This is a genomic window from uncultured Kushneria sp., assembly GCF_947497025.1.
Taxonomy (GTDB): domain Bacteria; phylum Pseudomonadota; class Gammaproteobacteria; order Pseudomonadales; family Halomonadaceae; genus Kushneria.
The window spans coordinates 308923-327876 of sequence record NZ_CANMFC010000004.1 but is presented as its reverse complement, the minus strand read 5'-3'; the positions used below and the strand labels follow the sequence as shown (position 1 = coordinate 327876).

Below are 18954 nucleotides of genomic sequence, written 5' to 3'. Positions count from 1 at the left end.
TAAACACACCACATATTGTGCTTCCTGTTACCGTTAGCTACTATATCTGTACAGTGCGGTATTTGCGTCAGCAGGTGTCGCCTGTCTGCTTTCATTCCCGGAAGCGTACCCCTGAGCCCCGATCATTCCCGTGTCGGGGCTCGCCTATTTCTGAGGCTCGCCGATCGGCGGGCCTTTTATGTGCTCGCTTGCCAGAAATCGAACGGAGGCTGTCATGAGGACAAGTCATAACGGTCTTGACCTCATCAAGGCGGCTGAAGGGCTGGAGCTTGAAGCGTATCGAGACAGTGTTGGCGTTCCGACCATCGGATACGGCCACACGCTCAATGTTCAGATGGGTGACGTGATCAGTCGCGCTCGTGCCGAGTCGCTGTTGCAGACGGATCTCAAGCGCTTTGAGGCTGCTGTCGATCGCATGGTGAGCGTTGAGATCAATCAGAATCAGTTCGATGCGCTGGTGTCGCTCTGCTTTAACGTCGGCAATGCCGCGGTCAAGTCGTCAACTCTGCTACGCCTGCTCAATGCCGGTGACTATCAGGGGGCTGCTGATCAATTCCCGCGCTGGGTGTATGCGGGAGGCGTAAAGCTCAACGGTCTGGTGAAGCGTCGAGCGGCCGAGCGTGATCTATTCCTGGCCCCGGTTCAGGCCAAGGCCCCGTCGAGCTGGCTGGATGAGCTCGTGCTGTGCGGTGATTCAAACTGCCGGCCGTATGAGAAGGAACTCTCATGACGATCGACACTATCTTCGTTTTGCTGCAGATCCCGTTGGCCGCTATAAGCGCTGCTCTATATGGCAGGCAGTACAAGCGTCATGGGCCTGTCAGGTATAGCCGCCAGCACCGCGGCGAATGGATTCGCTCAATGATCTGGTTGATGATCGCTGCCGTGTCGTGCGGCATGGTTGCCTGGCGTCTCGGCACTGTGACCGAGGTCGTTGCCGAGGGCTACCGGGCTGCGGGCGGCATGGCGGTCCAAACCCTTTACCAGATCGTTGTCCTCATCGCATATGTGGCTCTAAAGGATCACAGCGGCTCGAAATCATAGGAGTCGCTCATGCAAGAGCTACTGGCACAGCTGTGGTCGCTGCTTACCATCCCGTTTTCTGATCCTCGCATCGCTGCCGCTGTGCCGGCATTTGCTCTGTCATGGCTCATGGGGAACCGGAACACGGCGTTGGCATGTGCCGTCGTCGCTTTCTGTACGATCAAGCTGATCATTTGGGCAACAGGCGTGCCATTCGATGGTGCGTATCAGCTGCCTGTTGAGGGCGCGTCTGGTGTCGGTGCGGGCATGGCGCTGATGGGCGTGCATGTCATGCAGGATAGAGTTCAGAGCCTGGACGTAAACACGGTCGCTCGGGCAATCGTCAACGCGATAAAGGGCAGGCCGCGCAAATGAAACGACTCGTCAGGTGTTACCGCATCCCGCTGTGGGTCATCGCGCTGCTGTTGGTCGCTTCTTCGGTAGCGTTCGCCGGTTGGGCCGACGAGCGCAAAGAGCGTGAAGCCGAGTCGACCAGTCATGACGCTGAAATTAAACGGCTCGAAAAGAATGCTGATCGTCTGGCGAACATGGCGGCTGGCGCATCGGCCGCCGTGGCTATCGTAATGCAGGGGCGTCAGTACGAAGCGGCCAAGGCCGGCGAGATGGAGGCGAAGGGTCAAAGCCTATCCAGTCAGCTTGAGAGCGCCAAGGGTCAGCAGCGCAGCTGGAAGGGCGCGGCATATGCCTGGCGTCATGAGGGATGCCGACTTGAGTCGATCCTGCGTGATAACGGTTACCGGATAACGTCCCAGCAGCTGGCCTGCCACAAGCTGGACAAGGAGTGATGATGAGCATCGTGACCAAGGCGATCGGCGCCATCATCGACCCGCTGTTCGGTGTCGTTGATCAGGTGGTTGAGGACAAGGACAAGGCCAACGAGATCAAGCGCCAGCTTCAGTCTCAATTGGTTGACGCTCGAAGCAAGGAACTTGATGCGCGCATGCAGGTGGTGCTGGCCGAGGCCGGTGGCGAGTCATGGTTGCAGCGCAATTGGCGCCCGATCCTGATGCTTGTCATTGTCGCCATAGTGGCGAACAACTATCTGGTGGCGCCGTATCTGGGTGCCATGTTCGGTGTGGGTCTGACCCTGCCGCTGCCTCAGTCGCTGTGGGATCTCATGACGTTGGGTGTCGGTGGGTACATTGCGGGCCAGACCGCTGAGCGCGGGCTGGCCACGTGGCAGCAGGGGCAGGTGGCGAAAGAGCAGGCCAAGACCGGCAGGCTGGCCAATGAGATCGATGCGAGGGTTCAGTGATGCTGGGATGGATGAGTAAGCGAGAAGCCCGTCGCCATGGCCTCACACACAATGCGCTGCTGTACGGTCTGTTGCCGTGCTATGCCGGTGACCTGCTGTCCGATGCGCCGTTACTTGAGTTCAAGCATCCAGTATTCGCCGCGGCTGAGAAGGTCGTGGCGCCGCTCTACATGCTGGCCTGCCATGTGTCAGGTCGTGAGCCGATGTTTGGCATCCAGCTGCGCGGGGAGATCGGTGATGCCAAGTAAAGTCCCGCGCCCCTGTCGTGCTGCTGGCTGCAATGGCAAGACCACTGAACGGCACGGCTACTGCCCCGAGCATGAGCACATGGCTGTTGGATGGAACGAGCGCCGCAAAGGCAAGAGCGGCCGAGGTGGCCGGCCGTGGCGGCGCAAGCGTGAAGCAGTTCTGCAGCGTGATCGGTATTTGTGCCAGCCCTGTCAGATCAATGGGCGCGCAACACCTGCCACTGAGGTTGACCACATCAAGCCTGTTTCAGAGGGCGGAACCGACAGCATGTTCAATCTGGTTAGCGTATGCCGTTCATGCCATCAGGCAAAGACGCAGGCGGAGTCAGCCCGCGCGAAATCCTGATTCGAGGCCGGAAATGCACCGAAACGGTGAGCGAGGCCACCGGAGGGAGGGGGCGGGTCAAAAGTCTGTGGCTATCGAACTCGGACACCGCCACCTCAGTCATATTTTTACGCACGAGAAATAACGAACTTTTTCCTGGAGCGCGCCATGGCGAACAACAATGCCCCGGTCCGCGCTTCCGGCGGTGGCCGCAAACCGAAAACCACCGGCCAGCAGAAAAGCTCCATCACCCGAATCAACCCGCCCGATGAATTGATGGGCGATCACGCCATCCGAGCCTGGAAGCAGCAATCAAAAGTGCTGATTGATCGCGGCACATTCGAGATCGAAGACGCGCTGCTGCTGCAGGCCTACTGCAATAGCTGGCAGTTGATGCTCGACGCCGAAGTGCGCATCGCCAAGGAAGGTCTGACGATTCCCACGGCTGACGGCAGCGAGAAAATGCACCCGGTCGTCAACGCTCGAGATAAAGCAGTTTCCCAGCTTTCGCGCTTGGGCTCTCTGCTCGGGCTCGATCCTCTCACACGCATGCGCCTGAACGGCGCCGCCAAAGGCGGGGACGGCGAAGAGGGCAACGCATTCGCAGGATTCTGACCTATGGCTGCATATCCCAACATCAATGCAGCCCAGCAGTATGCCCGGGATGTTGTCGCCGGAAAGATCCTCGCCTGCCAGCACGTTATCAATGCCTGCCAGCGCCATCTTGACGATGTTAAGCGCAGCAAGGCCGCGGCCTATCCGTACCGGTTTGACCGAGATGCCGCCGAGCGGGTATGCAACTTCATCCAGCTGCTGCCGCACACGAAAGGCGAGTGGGCGCGAGCCCAGGGCGCCAAGGCAAGAATAAAGCTCGAGCCATGGCAGCTGTTCATCTACGCCGTGTCGTTCGGCTGGGTCCGGAAGAAAGACAAGAAGCGCCGCTTTCGTGAAGTGTATGTCGAGGTGCCACGCAAGAACGGCAAGTCGATTCTGGCCGCCGGTACCGCGCTGTATCTGTTCTGCGCTGACAACGAATACGGCGCAGAGGTTTACTGCGGTGCCAGTACCGAAAAGCAGGCATGGGAGGTGTTCAAGCCTGCCATGCAGATGGCGAAGAAGCTGCCAGACCTGCGCAAGCACTTCACCATCGATGTCTGGGCCAAGAAGATGATCAGGCCTGATGGTTCCGTGTTCGAGCCTGTCATCGGTGACCCGGGCGACGGCTCCAGCCCACACGGGGGCATCGTTGACGAATACCACGAGCACGACGATTCGAATCTATACGACACGCTCAGCACCGGCATGGGGGCCCGCACCCAGCCGCTGATGTGGGTCATCACAACAGCCGGTTATAACCTCGACGGGCCCTGCTACGACATGCGCGATCGCGTGGTGGAGATGCTCGACGGCGTGACCCAGGACGATGAGCTGTTCGGCATCATCCATACGATCGACACCGGCGACGACTGGACCACTGAAGAGGCGTTGATCAAGGCCAATCCGAATGCGGGTGTTTCGGTCTCTGTCGAGTACCTCAAGGCCCAACAGCAGAAGGCCATCAACCGGGCTCGCTTCACGAATCGGTTCAAGACCAAGCATCTGGGCGTGTGGGTTACCGCAAAGGAAGGCTTCTTCAACATGGAAGCCTGGAAGGCCTGCGAAGACAAAACGCTGACGCTGGATCAGTTCGCCGGCGAAAACTGCATCCTCGCCTTCGACCTTGCCCGCAAGTTGGACATGAACAGCATGGCGCGCTTGTTCTGGCGCGAGATCGACGGTAAGCGGCACTACTACAGCATTGCTCCTCGCTTCTGGGTGCCGGAAGACACCGCCTTTGACAATGACGACCGCCGCACGGCCGAGAGATTTCAGGGCTGGATTAACGCCGGGTATCTGGATGCGACGGAGGGCAGCGAGGTCGATTACCGCGAGATCCTCGAGGCGGCGAAAGAGGCCAACGCCGAAACGCCAGCGCTTGAATCCCCGATCGACCCCCATGGCGCTGCCAACCTGTCGCACCAGCTGGCGGACGAAGGCTTGTCGCCCATCTCGATCACGCAGAATTTCACCAACATGTCGGACCCAATGAAGGAATTGGAAGCGGCCATCGTCGCCGGTCGATTCCATCACGACGGCAACCCGATCATGACCTGGTGTGTCAGCAACGTGATCGGAAAGCACCTCGCTGGTAACGACGACATCGTGCGCCCCATCAAGCAGGGCGCTCACAACAAAATCGATGGTGCCGTGGCGCAGATCATGGCAGTAGGCCGCGCCATGGCGAATGACCGCGAACCCGTCGAAGACCTCGACGACTTCATTAACAACATGGTGATCGTTTAATGGGACTGCTTACAGCCACGCGCCAGTGGATCGGCAAAACGCTGCGCCTGACCGATGGCGGCTTTTGGCGGTCCTACTACGGCGGCGATTCAATTGCAGGAAAGAGCGTCACCGCACAAACCATGCTGCAGCTATCAGCGGTGTGGTCGTGCGTTCGGCTACTGTCAGAAACCGTATCCACCTTGCCGCTGGGGCTTTATGAACGCGATCCGCGCGGCGGCAAGTCAGCCGTATCCGATCACACCCTCTATACGCTGCTTCATGATCAGCCACACGCCGACCTGACGGCTGTCGAATACTGGGAGCTGGTCGTCTGCCACGTCGCAATGTGGGGAAATCACTACTCACGGATAACGCGCAACGGTGCTGGCACCATCGTGTCGCTTGAGCCGCTCTGGCCCGAGCACATGAATGATCCCGAGTACGACGAAGATGGTGACCTGCTGTTTGTCTATAACGGGCCGGATGGCCGCGAAGAGCTGGGCGAAAGCGAAGTCTTTCACGTCAAGGGCTTTGGCGTGAATGGTCGGGTGGGCCTTTCGGTCATTGGTGTGGCGCGCAACTCGATCAGCGTGGCGCTGGCCACTGAAGAAACCGCCGGCAAGATGTTCGCCAACGGCATGCAAAGCTCCGGGTTTGTTCAGTCAGAAAAACAGCTCACCAAAGAACAACGCGACACCTTCAGGCAAAGCCTTCAGGAATTCACCGGTTCGAATAACGCCGGAAAGACCCTGCTTCTTGAGGGCGGCTTCACCTACCAGCCACTGACGATGAAGCCCGAAGACGCGCAGATGCTTCAGACGCGCGCCTTCAACATCGAGGAGATCTGCCGCTGGTTCCGCGTGCCGCCTTGGATGATTGGTCACACCGAGAAAAGCACGACGTGGGGCACCGGCCTTGAGCAGCAGAACATCGCGTTTCTGACCTACTCGCTGCGACCGTATCTGACGCGCATCGAGCAGGCGGTTAAGCGTCAGCTGCTGACGCCGGCCGAGCGCAAGCGCTACTTTGCCGAGTTCAATCTTGAAGGCCTGCTGCGTGCTGACAGTGCGGGACGTGCCGCGCTTTACAGCCAGATGGCTCAGAACGGCATCAATACCCGCAACGAGATCAGGGCGCGGGAAAATCTGCCGCCTCAGCCTGGCGGCGACACCCTGACCGTCCAATCCAACATGATCAATCTTTCCGCGCTGGGTCAGAACACTGACGACCAGCAGGCAAAGGCTGCGCTGCGTGCGTGGCTAAAAGAAGAGGAGCCGCCACGTGAACCGTAAAAAAGCATCGCTCAAGGTTCGAGACTTCGAGCTCTCTATCAAAGCCGTCAACGATGACGGCTTTTTTAGTGGCTACGGCAGCGTATTCGGCAATGCCGACAGCTACGGCGAAGTGGTCATGCCGGGCGCTTTCGCAAAGTCTCTCGAGCGCATCAAGGCCACCGGCCGCAAGGTGCCCGTGTTGTGGCAGCACCGGCAGGGCGAGCCGATCGGCGTTTACGACAAGCTGGTCGAAGATGAGCGCGGCCTTTACGTCGAAGGCCGTCTACTCAAGGACACGGTGCGCCAGGCCGGTGAGGCTCACGCCTTGATGAAGGCCGAGGCGGTGTCCGGTTTATCGATCGGCTACTACGTGATGGATGACACCTTTGACGAGGTCGACCGGGTGCGCCGGCTCAAAGAGCTGGACCTGATGGAGATCTCACTGGTCACGTTCCCGGCCAACGATGAAGCACGCATCGAGGCGGTCAAGTTCGCCATCGCTCATGGTGACCTGCCATCCCTTCCTGACTTCGAGCGGTTCCTGCGTGAGGCAGGCTTCTCGAAGTCGCAGTCTGCGGTGATCGCCAACCGTGGCCTGTCCCATCTGCTCCGGAGTGAGTCCGCGGGCGAGGCGAAGCAATCCAATCCCGAAGACCTGAAGGCGCTGCAGGCAGCGCTCTCTGGCTTCTCACTCCCGAAATTTAAGGAATAAAGCTCATGGGCATGCATCAAAAATTCCCGCACGGTCGTTCCCTGAACCGCAAGAGCGGTGGCGGTGATAACGGCGACGACAACAATCAGGACAACCTTGAAATGAAAGGCCTGATCGATGCGCTTAACCAGCGTGATCAGGAGATTAAAACCTTCTGCGAAAACGCTCAGAAAGAAATCAAGGAAACCGGCAAAATTGCCGACGACACCAAGGGCGCGCTGGAGCTGCTGGCCAAGTCCGGTAGCGAGATGCAGGAGCGCCTGACGGCGCTTGAGCAGAAGGGCGCGCGCCGCGGAAAGCCGGAAGCCAGGACCAAGACCTGGGGCCACTCGGTCGTTGAGACTGATTCTTTCAAATCAATGGCAGAAGGTCGTGTCGGCCGTACTGGCCGCATCGACGTCAAGGCAATCACCAGTGCTCCGGACTCTGCGGCCGACATGGTGGTCACTGAGCGCCTGCCTGGCATTGTGGCCCAGCCTGATCGTGTTGCGACCATCCGCGATCTGATCATGCCGGGGCGCACCACCTCCAACGCCATCGAGTATGTGCGCGAAACCGGCTTCACCAACAATGCTGCGCCGCAGGTTGAAGGTGAGCTCAAGGCCCAGTCCGACATGGCGTTCGAACTGGCCACGGCCAACGTTCGCACGATCGCGCACTGGATTCCGGCGACCAAGCAGATTCTGGATGATGCCCCGCAGCTGGCCAGCTACATCGACGGGCGTCTGCGCTACGGCCTGACCTACGTCGAAGAAGAGCAGCTGCTGCTGGGTGACGGCACCGGTCAGAACATCCTCGGTCTTATCCCGCAGGCCACGAGCTACAACACTGGCCTCAACAAGGCTGGCGATACGCGTATCGATGCTATCCGTCACGCAATCCTGCAGGTGCGCCTGGCTGAGTATCGCGCCAGCGGTATCGTGCTGCACCCGACTGACTGGGAGCGTATCGAGCTGACCAAGACTGACGATAACGCTTACGTTTTCGCCAATCCGACAGCCCAGACCCAGCCGCGACTGTGGGGCCTTCCGGTGGTTGAAACCACGGCCATGCCCGAAGGGCAAATGATGGTCGGTGCTTTCAATATGGCAGCGCAGATCTTTGATCGCGAAACCACCACTGTCGAAGTGTCCACTGAAGATCGTGACAACTTCGTGCGCAACATGGTGACGGTGCGCGCCGAGGAGCGCCTGGCGATGTGCGTCTACCGCCCCGAGTCGTTCGTGGTCGGCTCTTTCCCCGACACAAGCGCTGGTGCCTGATAGGCCACCATATCGCAGCACTTAACCATGGAGCAGGGCGCGGAGACGCGCCCTGATCGCTGATGGATCTGACAGCACTCAAAACGTTTAACGGCAAGGAAGGTCTGGTAAGGGCAGGTCAACGATTGAAGGATGTTGAAACTGATCGCGCCAAAGACCTGATCCGGCTGGGGCTGGCTTCTCAATACGAGGTCAAACCGGTAGAGCCCGAAACGAAAACCGGCGGCAGCAAGGCCCCGACAATCGATGATCTGCGTTCCGAGGCACAAGCCCTGGGCATTGAAGATGCGCCGAAGATGAAAAAGGCCGATCTCGAGAAAGCCATCAAGGCAAAGCAGGGCGAGCAGGCGCAGCGTGACGAGCAGCTGAAGCTGGCGGAGTCGCTCGAAATCGAGAACGCCGCCGAGCTTGAGCCCGAAGCGCTGGCCGCGGCCATTGAAGAAAAGCAGAAGGCCGGCGAATAACACCGGCCCGCACCACCATCAGAGCCGCCTACCCGGGCGGCTCTCTCATTTCCGGGAGTCGCAATGCTCGACCTTGAAACCATGAAACAGCATCTGCGGCTCGAGACAGACTTCGACGACGACAACGACCTGCTCGACATCTATGCAGGTGCCGCCAAGCGTCACGTTGAGAACTATACCGATCGCACTCTGTACGCCACGGACCAGCAAGCGGGTTATTTCGATGACCCGAAAGCCCTGCTACTGGATGACGACATCACGACGGCCATGCTGCTGCTGGTCGGGCACTGGTACGAAAACCGCGAGGCGGTGACACCGGGCGTGTCTATCACAGAAACACCCATGGCGGTGCCAATGCTGCTGTGGCCACATCGAAGGCTCGGCGTCTGATGGCCTGCCCGGGATGTGAGCGTCGCCGCGCATGGCTCAACAAATGGAGAGGTATTGCCCGTGACCGCATCAAGCGAACGTTTCCAGAAAATGATTCTGAACGCCCTTCGAGAGCAGACCGAGGCGATCCGGGAACAGACGGCGTCTATCAACCGGCTGGCAGAGATCAACCTGCAGATGGTGGAAGCGTTGGCAGATGAGGGCGCTGGCAATGATGCGCCGCCTGCTCATTATCTGGATGGCACGCCGCGCAATTCTGGCGGTTATCAGCCTGATCCGCCTCCCATGCATTCACTGCCTGAAAAGCCACCGCCCCGGGAATTGTGAGGTAAGCCATGCGCGCCGGCACACTGCGTCACCGCATCACCATTCAGCACCGCTCGGCCGTGCAGGATCCGGATACCGGCGCCATGGTCGAGGGTTGGTCTGATCTGGTCACCGTCTGGGCCAACGTCGAGCCGCTGAGCGTTCGGGAGTTCATTGCTTCCCGCGGCGAGCAGGCTGAAATTACCGCTCGCATCACCATTCGGTACCGCGCCGGGCTGGACGCCACCATGCGCATCCTGCACCGCGGTCTGGTTTACAACATTGAAGGCGTGCTGCCTGATCCCCGCACCGGCCGGCAGTATCTGACCATGCCCGTCTCTGGAGGCGTCAACGATGGCTGACTCCATCAGCTTTGAAATCGAAGGCGTCAATTCTCTGAACGCCAAGCTCGAGGGCGTCTCTCAGGACATCAAGTACAAGGGCGGCCGGTTCGCGCTGCGCAAGGCCGCCCAGCTGGTGGCCGAGCAGGCCAGAGAGAATGCCTCTCGACTGGATGACCCCGAGACTGGCCGAAAGATCGCCGATAACGTCGCGGTGCGCTGGAGTGGCAAAACGTTCAAGCAGACCGGTGACCTGCATTTTCGGCTCGGCATACTCGGTGGCGGCAAACTGCGAAAGGGCAATCCGGATACTGGCGCAGGTGGTGAAACACCACACTGGCGCCTGCTGGAGCTGGGCACCGAGAAGATGCCCGCTGAACCGTTCCTGCGCCCTGCGTTGGCCGACAACCTGCAGCCGGTCACCAATGAATTTGTTGAGCAGTATTCAAAGGCTGTCGACCGCGCACTCAAACGTGCCAGAAAGCAGAACGGAGGCGGCTGATGTACCCACCGATTTTCAAGGCCGTCGCCAGTGCGCCTGCTGCTACTGCGGTACTCGGTGCCGCCCCGGTGCGCTTCTACCCGTTCGGCGAAGCGCCGCAGGATGTCGCGCATCCCTATGCCGTCTGGCGTGTCATCACCGGCTCACCCGAGAATTACCTGGCCGGTCGGCCCGACATTGATGGTTTCGGCCTGCAGGTCGATGTGTACGGCTCTGATGCCAACAGCGTCATTGATGCAGCCCGCGCGGTACGCGATGCCATCGAGCTTCGAGCGCACATCACGCGCTGGGGCGGGCAGGACAGAGACCCCGACACCCGCAATTACCACATCAGTTTTGATGTCGACTGGCTGACGCCACGCTGACTTCCCCAGAAGACCCCGCCGCGGCGGGTTTTTTTACGCCCCAAGAACGCCCCGCCGGGGCATAGGAGAACACCATGGCTTTGCTGGCCCAAGGCACCAACATCTACTTTCTGGACCCCGAGACCGGTGAAGTCGTTACGGTCGAGTGCGCCACATCGTTCAACCCTGCCGGCGCGCCTGCCGACCAGATCGAAACAACCTGCCTCGAAGATCAGGACCGCACCTACAAGCGCGGCCTGCGCACCCCGGGGCAGGCATCGTTGGGCGTCAACGCTGACCCGCAGTATGCCAGCCACATCCGTCTGCATGAGCTGTCCGAAAGCCGCACCATTGGTGATGTGAAGTGGGCAGTCGGCTGGTCAGACGGCACCGAGGCCCCGACCGTCAATGCTGAAGGCACCGACTTCGAGCTGCCGACCACCCGGACGTGGTTCGTGTTCGAGGGTTACGTCTCCGACTTCCCGTTCGACTTCCAGAGCAATTCGGTCGTGGCCACGGCCGCAACCATTCAGCGCTCAGGCGGGTCCGCATGGATTCCGAAGGCAGCTGCTGCTGAATAAGGCACACCCATGAAACTGACTCTCGACAATCTCAAGGATATGGGCGCCTTCAGTGGCGCCCTGGTAGAGCGCGACATTGAATGGAAGCAGGGCGACGAAACGCACACGGCCACGGTGCATGTGCGCCCGCTCTCCTATCACACCGCGATGAGCGACATCAGTTCGGTACGTGCTGGCGGCGATGCCGGCGCGGCGCGCATTGCGTACTGCATCTGCGATGAAGATGGCAATCCGATCTTCAAGGCCAGTGACATCACCGGCGAGGCAGACCCGGAACGCGGCCCGCTCAATCATGGGCTGACGATGGAGCTGCTGCGTGTCATCGGTGATGTGTCCGGCCTGGGAAAGCGCCAGACGCCGAAGAGCTGACCGCCACTGACGAGATATGGCACGAGCTGGTCATGTGCGGTATCGGCGGCCGCACGATCGAAGAGGCCCAGCGCAACATCAGCTACCCGGAGTTTTTGAGCTGGGTGGCCTATCGGCAGAAGCGCGGCACGATGCATGCCGGCATGCGCATAGAGCGCGGCTCGGCGCTGCTGGCCGCGCTCTATACCAACGCACACAAGAAGAAGGATGCGGACCCCGTGAAGTTGTACGACTTCATGCCGCATGAATCAGAGCCGGCAATATCGCTGGATCAGGCCATGGATGCCTGGCGTTAACGGAGACAGTCAATGGCGAGCCTCGGACAATTAACGCTGGATCTGGTGGCTCGCATCGGCGGCTTTACCGGGCCGCTGGATCAGGCCCAGCGGCAAACCAAAAAGCAGATGACGGCCATCGCCAGCAGCGTGAAGGCCGCGACTGCCTCGATCGTCGGCGTAAGCACTGCGGCGGTTGGTGCAGGCGCTGCTGTGATTGCCTTCACGAACCACGCAGCCGAAAGCGCGAAGGAATTGCAGAACCAGGCCAATGTGGCGAACACATCGGTCGAAGAATTTCAGCGCCTGTCGTACGCCTCCAACAGTGTTGGCGTCGAGCAGGACAAGCTGTCGGACATTCTGAAAGACGTGAACGATCGCGTCGGTGATTTCATGGCCACCGGCGGCGGCGCCATGGCCGACTTCTTCGAGAACATTGCCCCGCAGGTTGGGGTGACTGCCGAGCAGTTCCGTAACCTGTCAGGCCCCCAGGCGCTGCAGCTGTATTACGACAGTCTGGAAAAGGCCAATCTGTCACAGGCCGATATGACCTTCTACCTGGAGGCCATGGCCAGTGACACCACGGCGCTGATCCCGCTGTTGAAAGATGGTGGTGCCGGCTTTGCCGAGATGGCCGCCGAGGCTGACAGCCTGGGCATCGTGCTGTCTGAAATGGACATTGCCCGGCTCGGTGAATTCCGCGATCAGTTCACCCGGCTGACCTCGATCTTCAGTTCGATGAGCAACCTGCTGGCCGCCGAGCTGGCACCGTATCTGAGCGTGCTTGCCGACTACATCGTCGATGCTGCCGATGGCGCCGATGGTTTGCGCGAAGCACTGCCCGGCGCGCTGCACAATGCTGTCGAGGCGCTCGGTCCTCTGCTGGACGGCTTCTACGAATTCCAGAAAGTGGATGCGCAGTTTCAGGTGGCCATGTCCTCAATGGATCTGGCCGTGGCCGAGTTTGCCCGGTCCGGCTATGAGTCGATGGATTACTTCATCCAGACGGCCATCAACGGCATCAACAACATCATCCGTGGCCTGAACGCTATCCCAGGTGTCGATGACATCGATCTGCTGGGCAGCTTCAGAGAGTCGGAGTTCTTCGCCGGCATCCAGCAGCAGGCGGCAGATGCTCGTGTCGAGCTGGATGGCTTCCAGCAGGATTTGGCCGACATTGCCGGGCGTGAGCCGCCCAGCACGGCAATCACCAAATACCTTGATGACGTCCAGACCAAGATGGCCGAGGGCGTCGATCTGCCGGTTCGTATTGCCACCGGTACCGGCGCAGGGCCCATTGATAAGGATGCTGCCGCCGCCGCACAGAAAGCCGTCGATGCGATCCAGTCACAGCTGGATGCGCTCGACCTGCAGGCCAGAACCGTTGGCATGGCGGCCGATGAAACCCAGCTCTACAAGCTGGCGCTGGAAGGTGCGACCGATGCCCAGCTGATGCAGGCCCGTGCGGCGCTGGAAACCGTCTCGGCGTTCAAGGAGCAAGAGCAGGCGACGCAGGATTACCAGCAGCTGCTGGGCGCTCTGCAGACCGACGAAGAAAAGCGAACGGCGCAGCTGCGTGAGCGTCTGGCGACTCTGGATGCGATGACGGTATCGCAACAGGAATATGCCGACGTTGCCGCCCGGATCGCCGAGGGCGCATTCATGGATGCCCCGGAATATCAGGGGCTGGATGCCACGGTGGGCGGCCCTTTAGGCGAGCTGGACAAGGTCGATGATGCCCAGGAGAAGCTGGAAGAGTGGTACTCGACCCAGCTCGAAATGCTGGACGAGTTCCGCTCCGAGCGCGCTGACCTCACCGCGCAATGGGACGATCAGGAACGCGCGCTAAAGGAAGAACACGAAGCCAAGCTCGAAGACATCGAACGGGCCCGACAGGTGGCGCGCATGGCCGCCGGCGAAGAGTTTTTCGGCAACATGTCGGACATCACCAAGACGTTCTTTGGTGAGCAGTCCTCCGAGTACCGGGCAGCGTTCGCGCTCGAGAAGGCCTATGCGCTGGCCAAGGTCATCATGAACGCGCCGAAGACGGCCTCGGACGCCTACGCCGCCATGGCGGGCATTCCGTTCGTTGGCCCGGCGCTGGGTGTAGCGGCGGCCGGCGCTGCTCTGGCGTACCAGACCGCGCAGATCTCTTCGGTGCAATCTGCCAGCCTCAGCGGCATGGCCCACGACGGTATCGACTCGGTCCCCCAAACCGGGACATGGCTGCTCGAAAAGGGCGAGCGTGTCACCACCGCTCAGACCAGCGCCAAGCTGGATCAGACGCTGGACAGCGTGAGTCGCAATCAAGATAGGGCTGGGGGGGTAAACGTCAACATCTTTGAAGATCCATCTAAAGCGGGACAGTCCAGAGAGCGATTACAGGATGATAGGCAATGGGTTATTGATGTATGGGTGGCTGATGCAATGGGAGATGGCCGTGTACACGATGTAATGAAAAACAAGTACGGACAAAGGACGAAAGGTTATTGAAAATTAGCTTTCGTCCTTTTGATTTGAAAATCAAAGTTCTTTTTCAAGTGCCTCTACGGCTTTTTTAAGCTGTTTTAAAGCCTCGTGCTTGGCCGCCTTATAGCTTTCAGAACGAGAATCGACGTTATCGACCCATGTTCTAACTTCGACATTTCGCCCAAAACCGTCTTCGCCTTGGTAATAAAAATCGACGACGACATCGATCTTTTGAGCGTCACTTCTGGAATTGCCAACATTGATTTCCATTTCAATCTCCAAATTAAAAAATGCTGATAAAGGGTAGCAGATGGCAAAGCTAGCAGAATATCCCGCCACGTTGCCCCTGCCGCTGCAGGAGGGGTATGGATTCAAGCACACCTCACCTCTGATGCGCACCGATATGGATTCTGGGCGCGCCCGGCAGCGTCAGCGCTTCACTTCCACGCCATCGATGGTCACGGTGTCATGGCTGATGACCGAGCCGGAAGCGGCCCTGTTTGAAGGGTGGTACCGGTACGGCCTCACCGATGGTGCTGACTGGGCAATGCTGCCGATCAGGACACCCCAGGGCATCCGGCAGTACCGAGCGCGTTTTACCGACATCTATGACGGGCCGACGCTGACCGGCGGCAAATACTGGCGCTATTCAGCCGAGCTGGAAGTTTTCGAACGGCCGACGCTGACCGAGACCGAGACGATCGAGATCATCGCCGGCGGCGACTTCATCACCGCGGTCGAGCGCCTCGAGGATGTGTCCCGCCTTTACTACACCCGCTACTGGGAACAGGGGGCCGCCGATGGCCAGTAATCTGCTCAGCGTGGTGTATGCCTCGGCACCCTCCGGCCAGGTGCTGCTGCCAACGCTGGAATTTTCGAGCGATGGTTTTGAAGAGCGCATTCGAGTGGTTGAGGGCTTCGAAGATATAAGGGTTACTCTGCCCGGCGGCGATTCAGCCGTTTTTGAAGGTTGCGCCATGAAGGTGGCGCTTCCGAAGCACGACACCAGCGGCCAGCAGGCTATCCAGCTTGGGCTCGTTAACTTGATGGGTGAGGTGTCGCGCATCATCGACCAGACCCACAAGGCCGGCTATCCGGTGCGCATGACGTACCGCCTCTATCTCTCCACCAATCTGGACGAGCCCGCCGAGCTGCCCATGCAGATGATCGTCAAGGACGTGACCATGCAGGGCGGCATGGCAAAAATAACGGCCAGCTATAACGACATGATTGGCACCGCCTGGCCGCGTGAGCGTTACACCTCGCAGTTCTCACCCGGCCTTATCTACCTGTAGGCACTCACCATGCTCAATGAATACCTGACCTCAGTCTACCAGGACTGTGGGCGCGGCGAGCTCGTGCGCGGCCGTCCGGCCTATGACTGCTGGGCATTGGTGCGCGAGGTACGCCACCGGCTCTACGGGCTGCCGCTGCTGCCATCCTTCGGCGGTATCCATGCCATGGACAAGGAGTCTCTGACAGAGGCCCACGATCGACAGCGGGAGTTGATGCAGGAATGCGAGCCATTCCCCGGTGCCATCGCGGCGGTTTATCGCGGTCGTCTGTGCCTGCACGTCGCCGTGGTGGTCGAGATAGAAGGTGATCTCGCCGTGCTGGAGACGCGCCCTGGCGGCCCGCGCTGGATGCGCATCCCTGAATTCGAACGTCAATACACCCGGGTGAGGTATTACCGTGATCGAGATCTACCCATCGAGCCTGGAAGGACGCCCGGCTGAAACGCACTACGCCGATGACGTGACGCTCGAGCAGTGGCTGCTGGCGGAGGTGCACGGTTACCAGAACGTGGCGTATCTGGCGCAGGCCGGCCAGCAGCCGCCGATCAGCATCACGCTCAACGGTTGCCTGATCCCGCCAATGGCATGGGCGCACACACGCATTACCGGTGACGACTGCGTGAAGATCGTGATCGAGCCCAAGGGCGGCGCCTTTGAAGCGATCGGCTCGATTGTTTCCAGCGTGATCAACAGCGTGTTCAAGCTGTTCGTGAACACGCCCAGCATTTCCGGCAACGACTACAACTCACCGGGCAAGGGGCAGGAGCTCTACGGCGCGAATGCCAAGGGCAACAAGCCCAAGCTGGGCGCGGTGCGCCCAGAAGTCGCCGGCCGCATGCGCCGGTATCCGGACTATCTCAACCCGCCGCGGCGTTGGTTTGAATCAAAGCGCGAGCAACGCACGGAAATGCTGCTGTGCTTTGCCAATGGCCAGTACCTGATCGATCCCGAAGATGTCTATGTGGGCGACACGCCCATCATCTCGCTGGGCTCGGGTGGCGAATACCAGATCTTTGGCCCGGGCGAATTCATCGATCACCCCGCGCGGATCCATTGGCATGACGCGCCGGAGGTTGGCGGTACGTCTACCGGTACCGCCGGTGTCGAGCTGGCCACCACGTATTCGGTCAGCCGCAATCCCTCGGCCAGTGCCTACATCCTGAGCGGCTCACTGGTCACCATACCCAACGATGCCGGTTCGTTCCCGGACGGCTGGCAGTCGGGCATGATCGCCATCATTCGGGTACCGCAGGATGTCATCGTGATCGACGGTGGCGATGCCGCTGACATCATCGAGGGCGACTTCACTGCGCTGGACCCGTATGAAGGCATGCCGGTCGAGCTGGCGGGCGATAATGCCGGCACCTATGTGGTGGCCAGCTACTCGCACGAAGACGGCCAGCCCGGGCGCATCACGCTCAACAACACCAACGGACAGCCAGCCCGTTATCTGGCCACCGGTTCGAAGCGCAGCGCCTTTGGGTTTCCCGGTTTCAAGTATTCCATTGTGTCGGCATCCAGCCAGCAGATTACGGTGTCGCGTCTCAACGACGCGGGTGAATCCGACCAGGACTGGCCGGGCTTCAATTCTGAGACCAGCCGTGACACGACCGTGGTGCTGGATGCCTCGACCGTTGAGGGCGACTGGGCCGGCGCGTTCGTGGCTTGCCCCTATGGGGCCACGACCAGTGCCATCGAGTGGGATGTGATGTTCCCCAGCGGGCTGGCGGAGATCGATGATGATGGCGATCTGAAAGAGTATTCGGTACAGGTCGAGATCCAGTGGCGCGACATCGCGGACCGCGGCGCCTGGACCTCCGTCAAGCGCACCTTCAAGGATTCAACGCTGGATCAGCTGGGTTTCACGCAACGCATCAGCCTGCCCTATGCCATGCGCCCCGAAGTGCGCATGCGCCGCATCGGTGAGAAGAGCACCGACACCCAGATACAGGATGACGTGCAGTGGTACGGGCTGCGCTCTCGCATCGAATCGCCCGATCGTTATGAAGGCGTGACCACGATTGCCATCACGCTCAAGGGAGGCCAGAAGCTCGCCAGCCAGTCCGAGAACCTGATCTCAGCTATCGGCACCCGGATGCTGCCGGTGCGTCGTAACGGCGTCTGGCAACCGCCGGAGCCTACCCGGGACATCGCGCCGTTCGTGGCCTACATACTGAAATCGCGCGGATACAAGGACGCCGAGATCGACCTTGATGCGCTGGACCGGCTCGACGTGTTGTGGCGCCAACGCGGTGACACGCTGGACTGCACGATCGAGGACGAGACTACGGTGAAAGAAGCCCTCAAGCTGGCGCTGACGCCGGGCTACGCCGACTTCACCATTCAGCACGGGCAGGTGCTGCCGGTGCGCGATGGGCCCCGCGAAGTGTGGGACCACCAGTACAGCCCGCAGAACATGACCGGCCCGCTGACGCGACAGTATTCAGCGCCCAGCGATGACGACCATGACTCTGTAGAAGTCGAGTTCACCTCGGCCATCACCTGGCAGAAAACCACGGTGATGTGCGCGCTGCCGGGATCCGAGAAGCGCAAGACCAAATCGCTCAAGGTGGAGGGAATAACGGACGAAACCCGGGCATGGCGTATCGGGATGCGCGAGCTGATGCGCATCAAATATCAGCGGTTCCAGTACAGCTGGGAGACCGAGATGGACGCGCTCAATAGTCGGTACCTGTCCTACTGCCCGGTATCGGATGACGTGCCCGGCTACAGCCAGAGCGCGCTGGTGCTTGATTGGGCGCGTGAGGACGATGGGCGTATGCGCCTGATGCTCACCGAGCCTTTGCGCTGGCAGGAAGGTGAGGTGCATGTGGCATCCCTGCGCCGGCCCGATGGCACCACGGCCGGGCCGCTGGCGGCAGAGCAGACCGATGATCCTCATGTGCTGCTGTGTGCGGATCCACGTTTTGACCCGGTCACTATCGAGGATCAGATGGAGCCGACCATCGTGCAGTTCGGCACGCTCGAGACGTGGTCCTTCCCGGTGTTGGTGATGAGTGCCAGCCCGTCGGGCATGGATGGCGTCAAGGTCGATGGCGTGAACTACGCGCCGGAGGTCTACGCCTATGACGATGCCGAGCCGCCGGCCACCGCCTGATCCCTTCACACGATAAATAACACGACCGCCTCCGGGCGGTTTTTTTACGCCAGGA

Annotated in this window: 27 protein-coding genes; 26 read left to right on the top strand and 1 reads right to left on the bottom strand. The window is 60.2% G+C overall.

All coding sequences use genetic code 11. The annotated features are described in order from the left end of the window. Positions 1-214 precede the first annotated feature (214 nt). The 22 genes from Q0931_RS09985 to Q0931_RS09880 all read left to right on the top strand — a co-directional run bounded on the left by Q0931_RS09985 (position 215) and on the right by Q0931_RS09880 (position 14510). Positions 215-730, top strand: coding sequence for a lysozyme (locus Q0931_RS09985; RefSeq protein ID WP_299259785.1), 516 nt, complete (start codon positions 215-217; stop codon positions 728-730). Continuing rightward, positions 727-1044, top strand: coding sequence for a hypothetical protein (locus Q0931_RS09980; protein ID WP_299259783.1), 318 nt, complete (start codon positions 727-729; stop codon positions 1042-1044). The genes Q0931_RS09985 and Q0931_RS09980 overlap by 4 nt, the downstream gene beginning before the upstream one ends. Before the next feature lie 9 nt (positions 1045-1053). Then, positions 1054-1398, top strand: coding sequence for a hypothetical protein (locus Q0931_RS09975; protein WP_299259782.1), 345 nt, complete (start codon positions 1054-1056; stop codon positions 1396-1398). Beyond that, a complete protein-coding gene (locus tag Q0931_RS09970; protein WP_299259781.1) occupies positions 1395-1829 on the top strand; it encodes a hypothetical protein in 435 nt (144 codons plus the stop codon). Before Q0931_RS09975 ends, Q0931_RS09970 begins: the two co-directional genes overlap by 4 nt. Before the next feature lie 2 nt (positions 1830-1831). Next, complete coding sequence (locus Q0931_RS09965; protein ID WP_299259779.1) at positions 1832-2299, top strand: 3TM-type holin; 468 nt, start codon at positions 1832-1834, stop codon at positions 2297-2299. An 11-nt stretch (positions 2300-2310) separates the two neighbouring features. Continuing rightward, a complete protein-coding gene (locus Q0931_RS09960) occupies positions 2311-2547 on the top strand; it encodes a hypothetical protein (protein ID WP_299259777.1) in 237 nt (78 codons plus the stop codon). Further along, on the top strand, positions 2483-2893 hold the full coding sequence (locus tag Q0931_RS16740) for an HNH endonuclease (protein ID WP_366941603.1): 411 nt from the start codon (positions 2483-2485) through the stop codon (positions 2891-2893). Before Q0931_RS09960 ends, Q0931_RS16740 begins: the two co-directional genes overlap by 65 nt. Positions 2894-3040: 147 nt before the next feature. Then, positions 3041-3487, top strand: coding sequence for a phage terminase small subunit P27 family (locus Q0931_RS09950; RefSeq protein ID WP_299259775.1), 447 nt, complete (start codon positions 3041-3043; stop codon positions 3485-3487). 3 nt (positions 3488-3490) lie between these two features. Further along, a complete protein-coding gene (locus tag Q0931_RS09945; RefSeq protein ID WP_299259773.1) occupies positions 3491-5215 on the top strand; it encodes a terminase TerL endonuclease subunit in 1725 nt (574 codons plus the stop codon). Continuing rightward, the gene (locus Q0931_RS09940) at positions 5215-6489 is read left to right on the top strand and encodes a phage portal protein (protein ID WP_299259771.1); all 1275 of its coding nucleotides are present in this window, start codon (positions 5215-5217) and stop codon (positions 6487-6489) included. Before Q0931_RS09945 ends, Q0931_RS09940 begins: the two co-directional genes overlap by 1 nt. Next, complete coding sequence (locus Q0931_RS09935; RefSeq protein WP_299259769.1) at positions 6479-7183, top strand: HK97 family phage prohead protease; 705 nt, start codon at positions 6479-6481, stop codon at positions 7181-7183. Before Q0931_RS09940 ends, Q0931_RS09935 begins: the two co-directional genes overlap by 11 nt. A gap of 5 nt (positions 7184-7188) precedes the next feature. Further along, positions 7189-8445: a phage major capsid protein gene (locus Q0931_RS09930; RefSeq protein ID WP_299259767.1), complete on the top strand. Its 1257-nt coding sequence runs from the start codon at positions 7189-7191 to the stop codon at positions 8443-8445. A 62-nt stretch (positions 8446-8507) separates the two neighbouring features. Continuing rightward, complete coding sequence (locus Q0931_RS09925) at positions 8508-8909, top strand: Rho termination factor N-terminal domain-containing protein (RefSeq protein ID WP_299259765.1); 402 nt, start codon at positions 8508-8510, stop codon at positions 8907-8909. 63 nt (positions 8910-8972) lie between these two features. Next, on the top strand, positions 8973-9299 hold the full coding sequence (locus tag Q0931_RS09920; protein WP_299259763.1) for a head-tail connector protein: 327 nt from the start codon (positions 8973-8975) through the stop codon (positions 9297-9299). Positions 9300-9359: 60 nt separating this feature from the next. Continuing rightward, the gene (locus Q0931_RS09915) at positions 9360-9626 is read left to right on the top strand and encodes a hypothetical protein (RefSeq protein WP_299259761.1); all 267 of its coding nucleotides are present in this window, start codon (positions 9360-9362) and stop codon (positions 9624-9626) included. Between the two features lie 8 nt (positions 9627-9634). Then, positions 9635-9967: a phage head closure protein gene (locus Q0931_RS09910; protein WP_299259759.1), complete on the top strand. Its 333-nt coding sequence runs from the start codon at positions 9635-9637 to the stop codon at positions 9965-9967. Beyond that, positions 9960-10448, top strand: a complete 489-nt coding sequence (locus Q0931_RS09905; RefSeq protein WP_299259757.1) for an HK97-gp10 family putative phage morphogenesis protein — start codon at positions 9960-9962, stop codon at positions 10446-10448. The genes Q0931_RS09910 and Q0931_RS09905 overlap by 8 nt, the downstream gene beginning before the upstream one ends. Next, the gene (locus Q0931_RS09900) at positions 10448-10813 is read left to right on the top strand and encodes a DUF3168 domain-containing protein (RefSeq protein ID WP_299259755.1); all 366 of its coding nucleotides are present in this window, start codon (positions 10448-10450) and stop codon (positions 10811-10813) included. The genes Q0931_RS09905 and Q0931_RS09900 overlap by 1 nt, the downstream gene beginning before the upstream one ends. 74 nt (positions 10814-10887) lie before the next feature. Then, positions 10888-11373, top strand: a complete 486-nt coding sequence (locus Q0931_RS09895; RefSeq protein ID WP_299259753.1) for a phage tail tube protein — start codon at positions 10888-10890, stop codon at positions 11371-11373. A gap of 9 nt (positions 11374-11382) precedes the next feature. Further along, positions 11383-11742 (top strand): phage tail assembly chaperone family protein, TAC, encoded by a 360-nt coding sequence (locus tag Q0931_RS09890; RefSeq protein ID WP_299259750.1) that lies wholly within the window; start codon positions 11383-11385, stop codon positions 11740-11742. A 32-nt stretch (positions 11743-11774) separates the two neighbouring features. Next, positions 11775-12038 (top strand): hypothetical protein, encoded by a 264-nt coding sequence (locus Q0931_RS09885; RefSeq protein ID WP_299259748.1) that lies wholly within the window; start codon positions 11775-11777, stop codon positions 12036-12038. Positions 12039-12050: 12 nt separating this feature from the next. Beyond that, the gene (locus Q0931_RS09880) at positions 12051-14510 is read left to right on the top strand and encodes a hypothetical protein (protein WP_299259746.1); all 2460 of its coding nucleotides are present in this window, start codon (positions 12051-12053) and stop codon (positions 14508-14510) included. 30 nt (positions 14511-14540) lie between these two features. On the opposite strand, the gene Q0931_RS09875 is transcribed toward Q0931_RS09880, so the two are convergent. After that, positions 14541-14756, bottom strand: coding sequence for a hypothetical protein (locus Q0931_RS09875; RefSeq protein WP_299259744.1), 216 nt, complete (start codon positions 14754-14756; stop codon positions 14541-14543). A gap of 40 nt (positions 14757-14796) precedes the next feature. On the opposite strand from Q0931_RS09875, the gene Q0931_RS09870 reads away from it, so the two are divergent. From Q0931_RS09870 to Q0931_RS09855, 4 genes are read left to right on the top strand one after another with little or no spacing between them, the layout of a single operon-like run. Continuing rightward, on the top strand, positions 14797-15297 hold the full coding sequence (locus Q0931_RS09870; RefSeq protein WP_299259742.1) for a hypothetical protein: 501 nt from the start codon (positions 14797-14799) through the stop codon (positions 15295-15297). Then, on the top strand, positions 15287-15781 hold the full coding sequence (locus Q0931_RS09865; protein WP_299259740.1) for a DUF1833 family protein: 495 nt from the start codon (positions 15287-15289) through the stop codon (positions 15779-15781). The genes Q0931_RS09870 and Q0931_RS09865 overlap by 11 nt, the downstream gene beginning before the upstream one ends. A 9-nt stretch (positions 15782-15790) precedes the next feature. Then, positions 15791-16222 (top strand): hypothetical protein, encoded by a 432-nt coding sequence (locus Q0931_RS09860; protein ID WP_299259738.1) that lies wholly within the window; start codon positions 15791-15793, stop codon positions 16220-16222. Continuing rightward, positions 16179-18899 (top strand): host specificity factor TipJ family phage tail protein, encoded by a 2721-nt coding sequence (locus Q0931_RS09855; protein WP_299259736.1) that lies wholly within the window; start codon positions 16179-16181, stop codon positions 18897-18899. The genes Q0931_RS09860 and Q0931_RS09855 overlap by 44 nt, the downstream gene beginning before the upstream one ends. Positions 18900-18954: the final 55 nt, after the last annotated feature.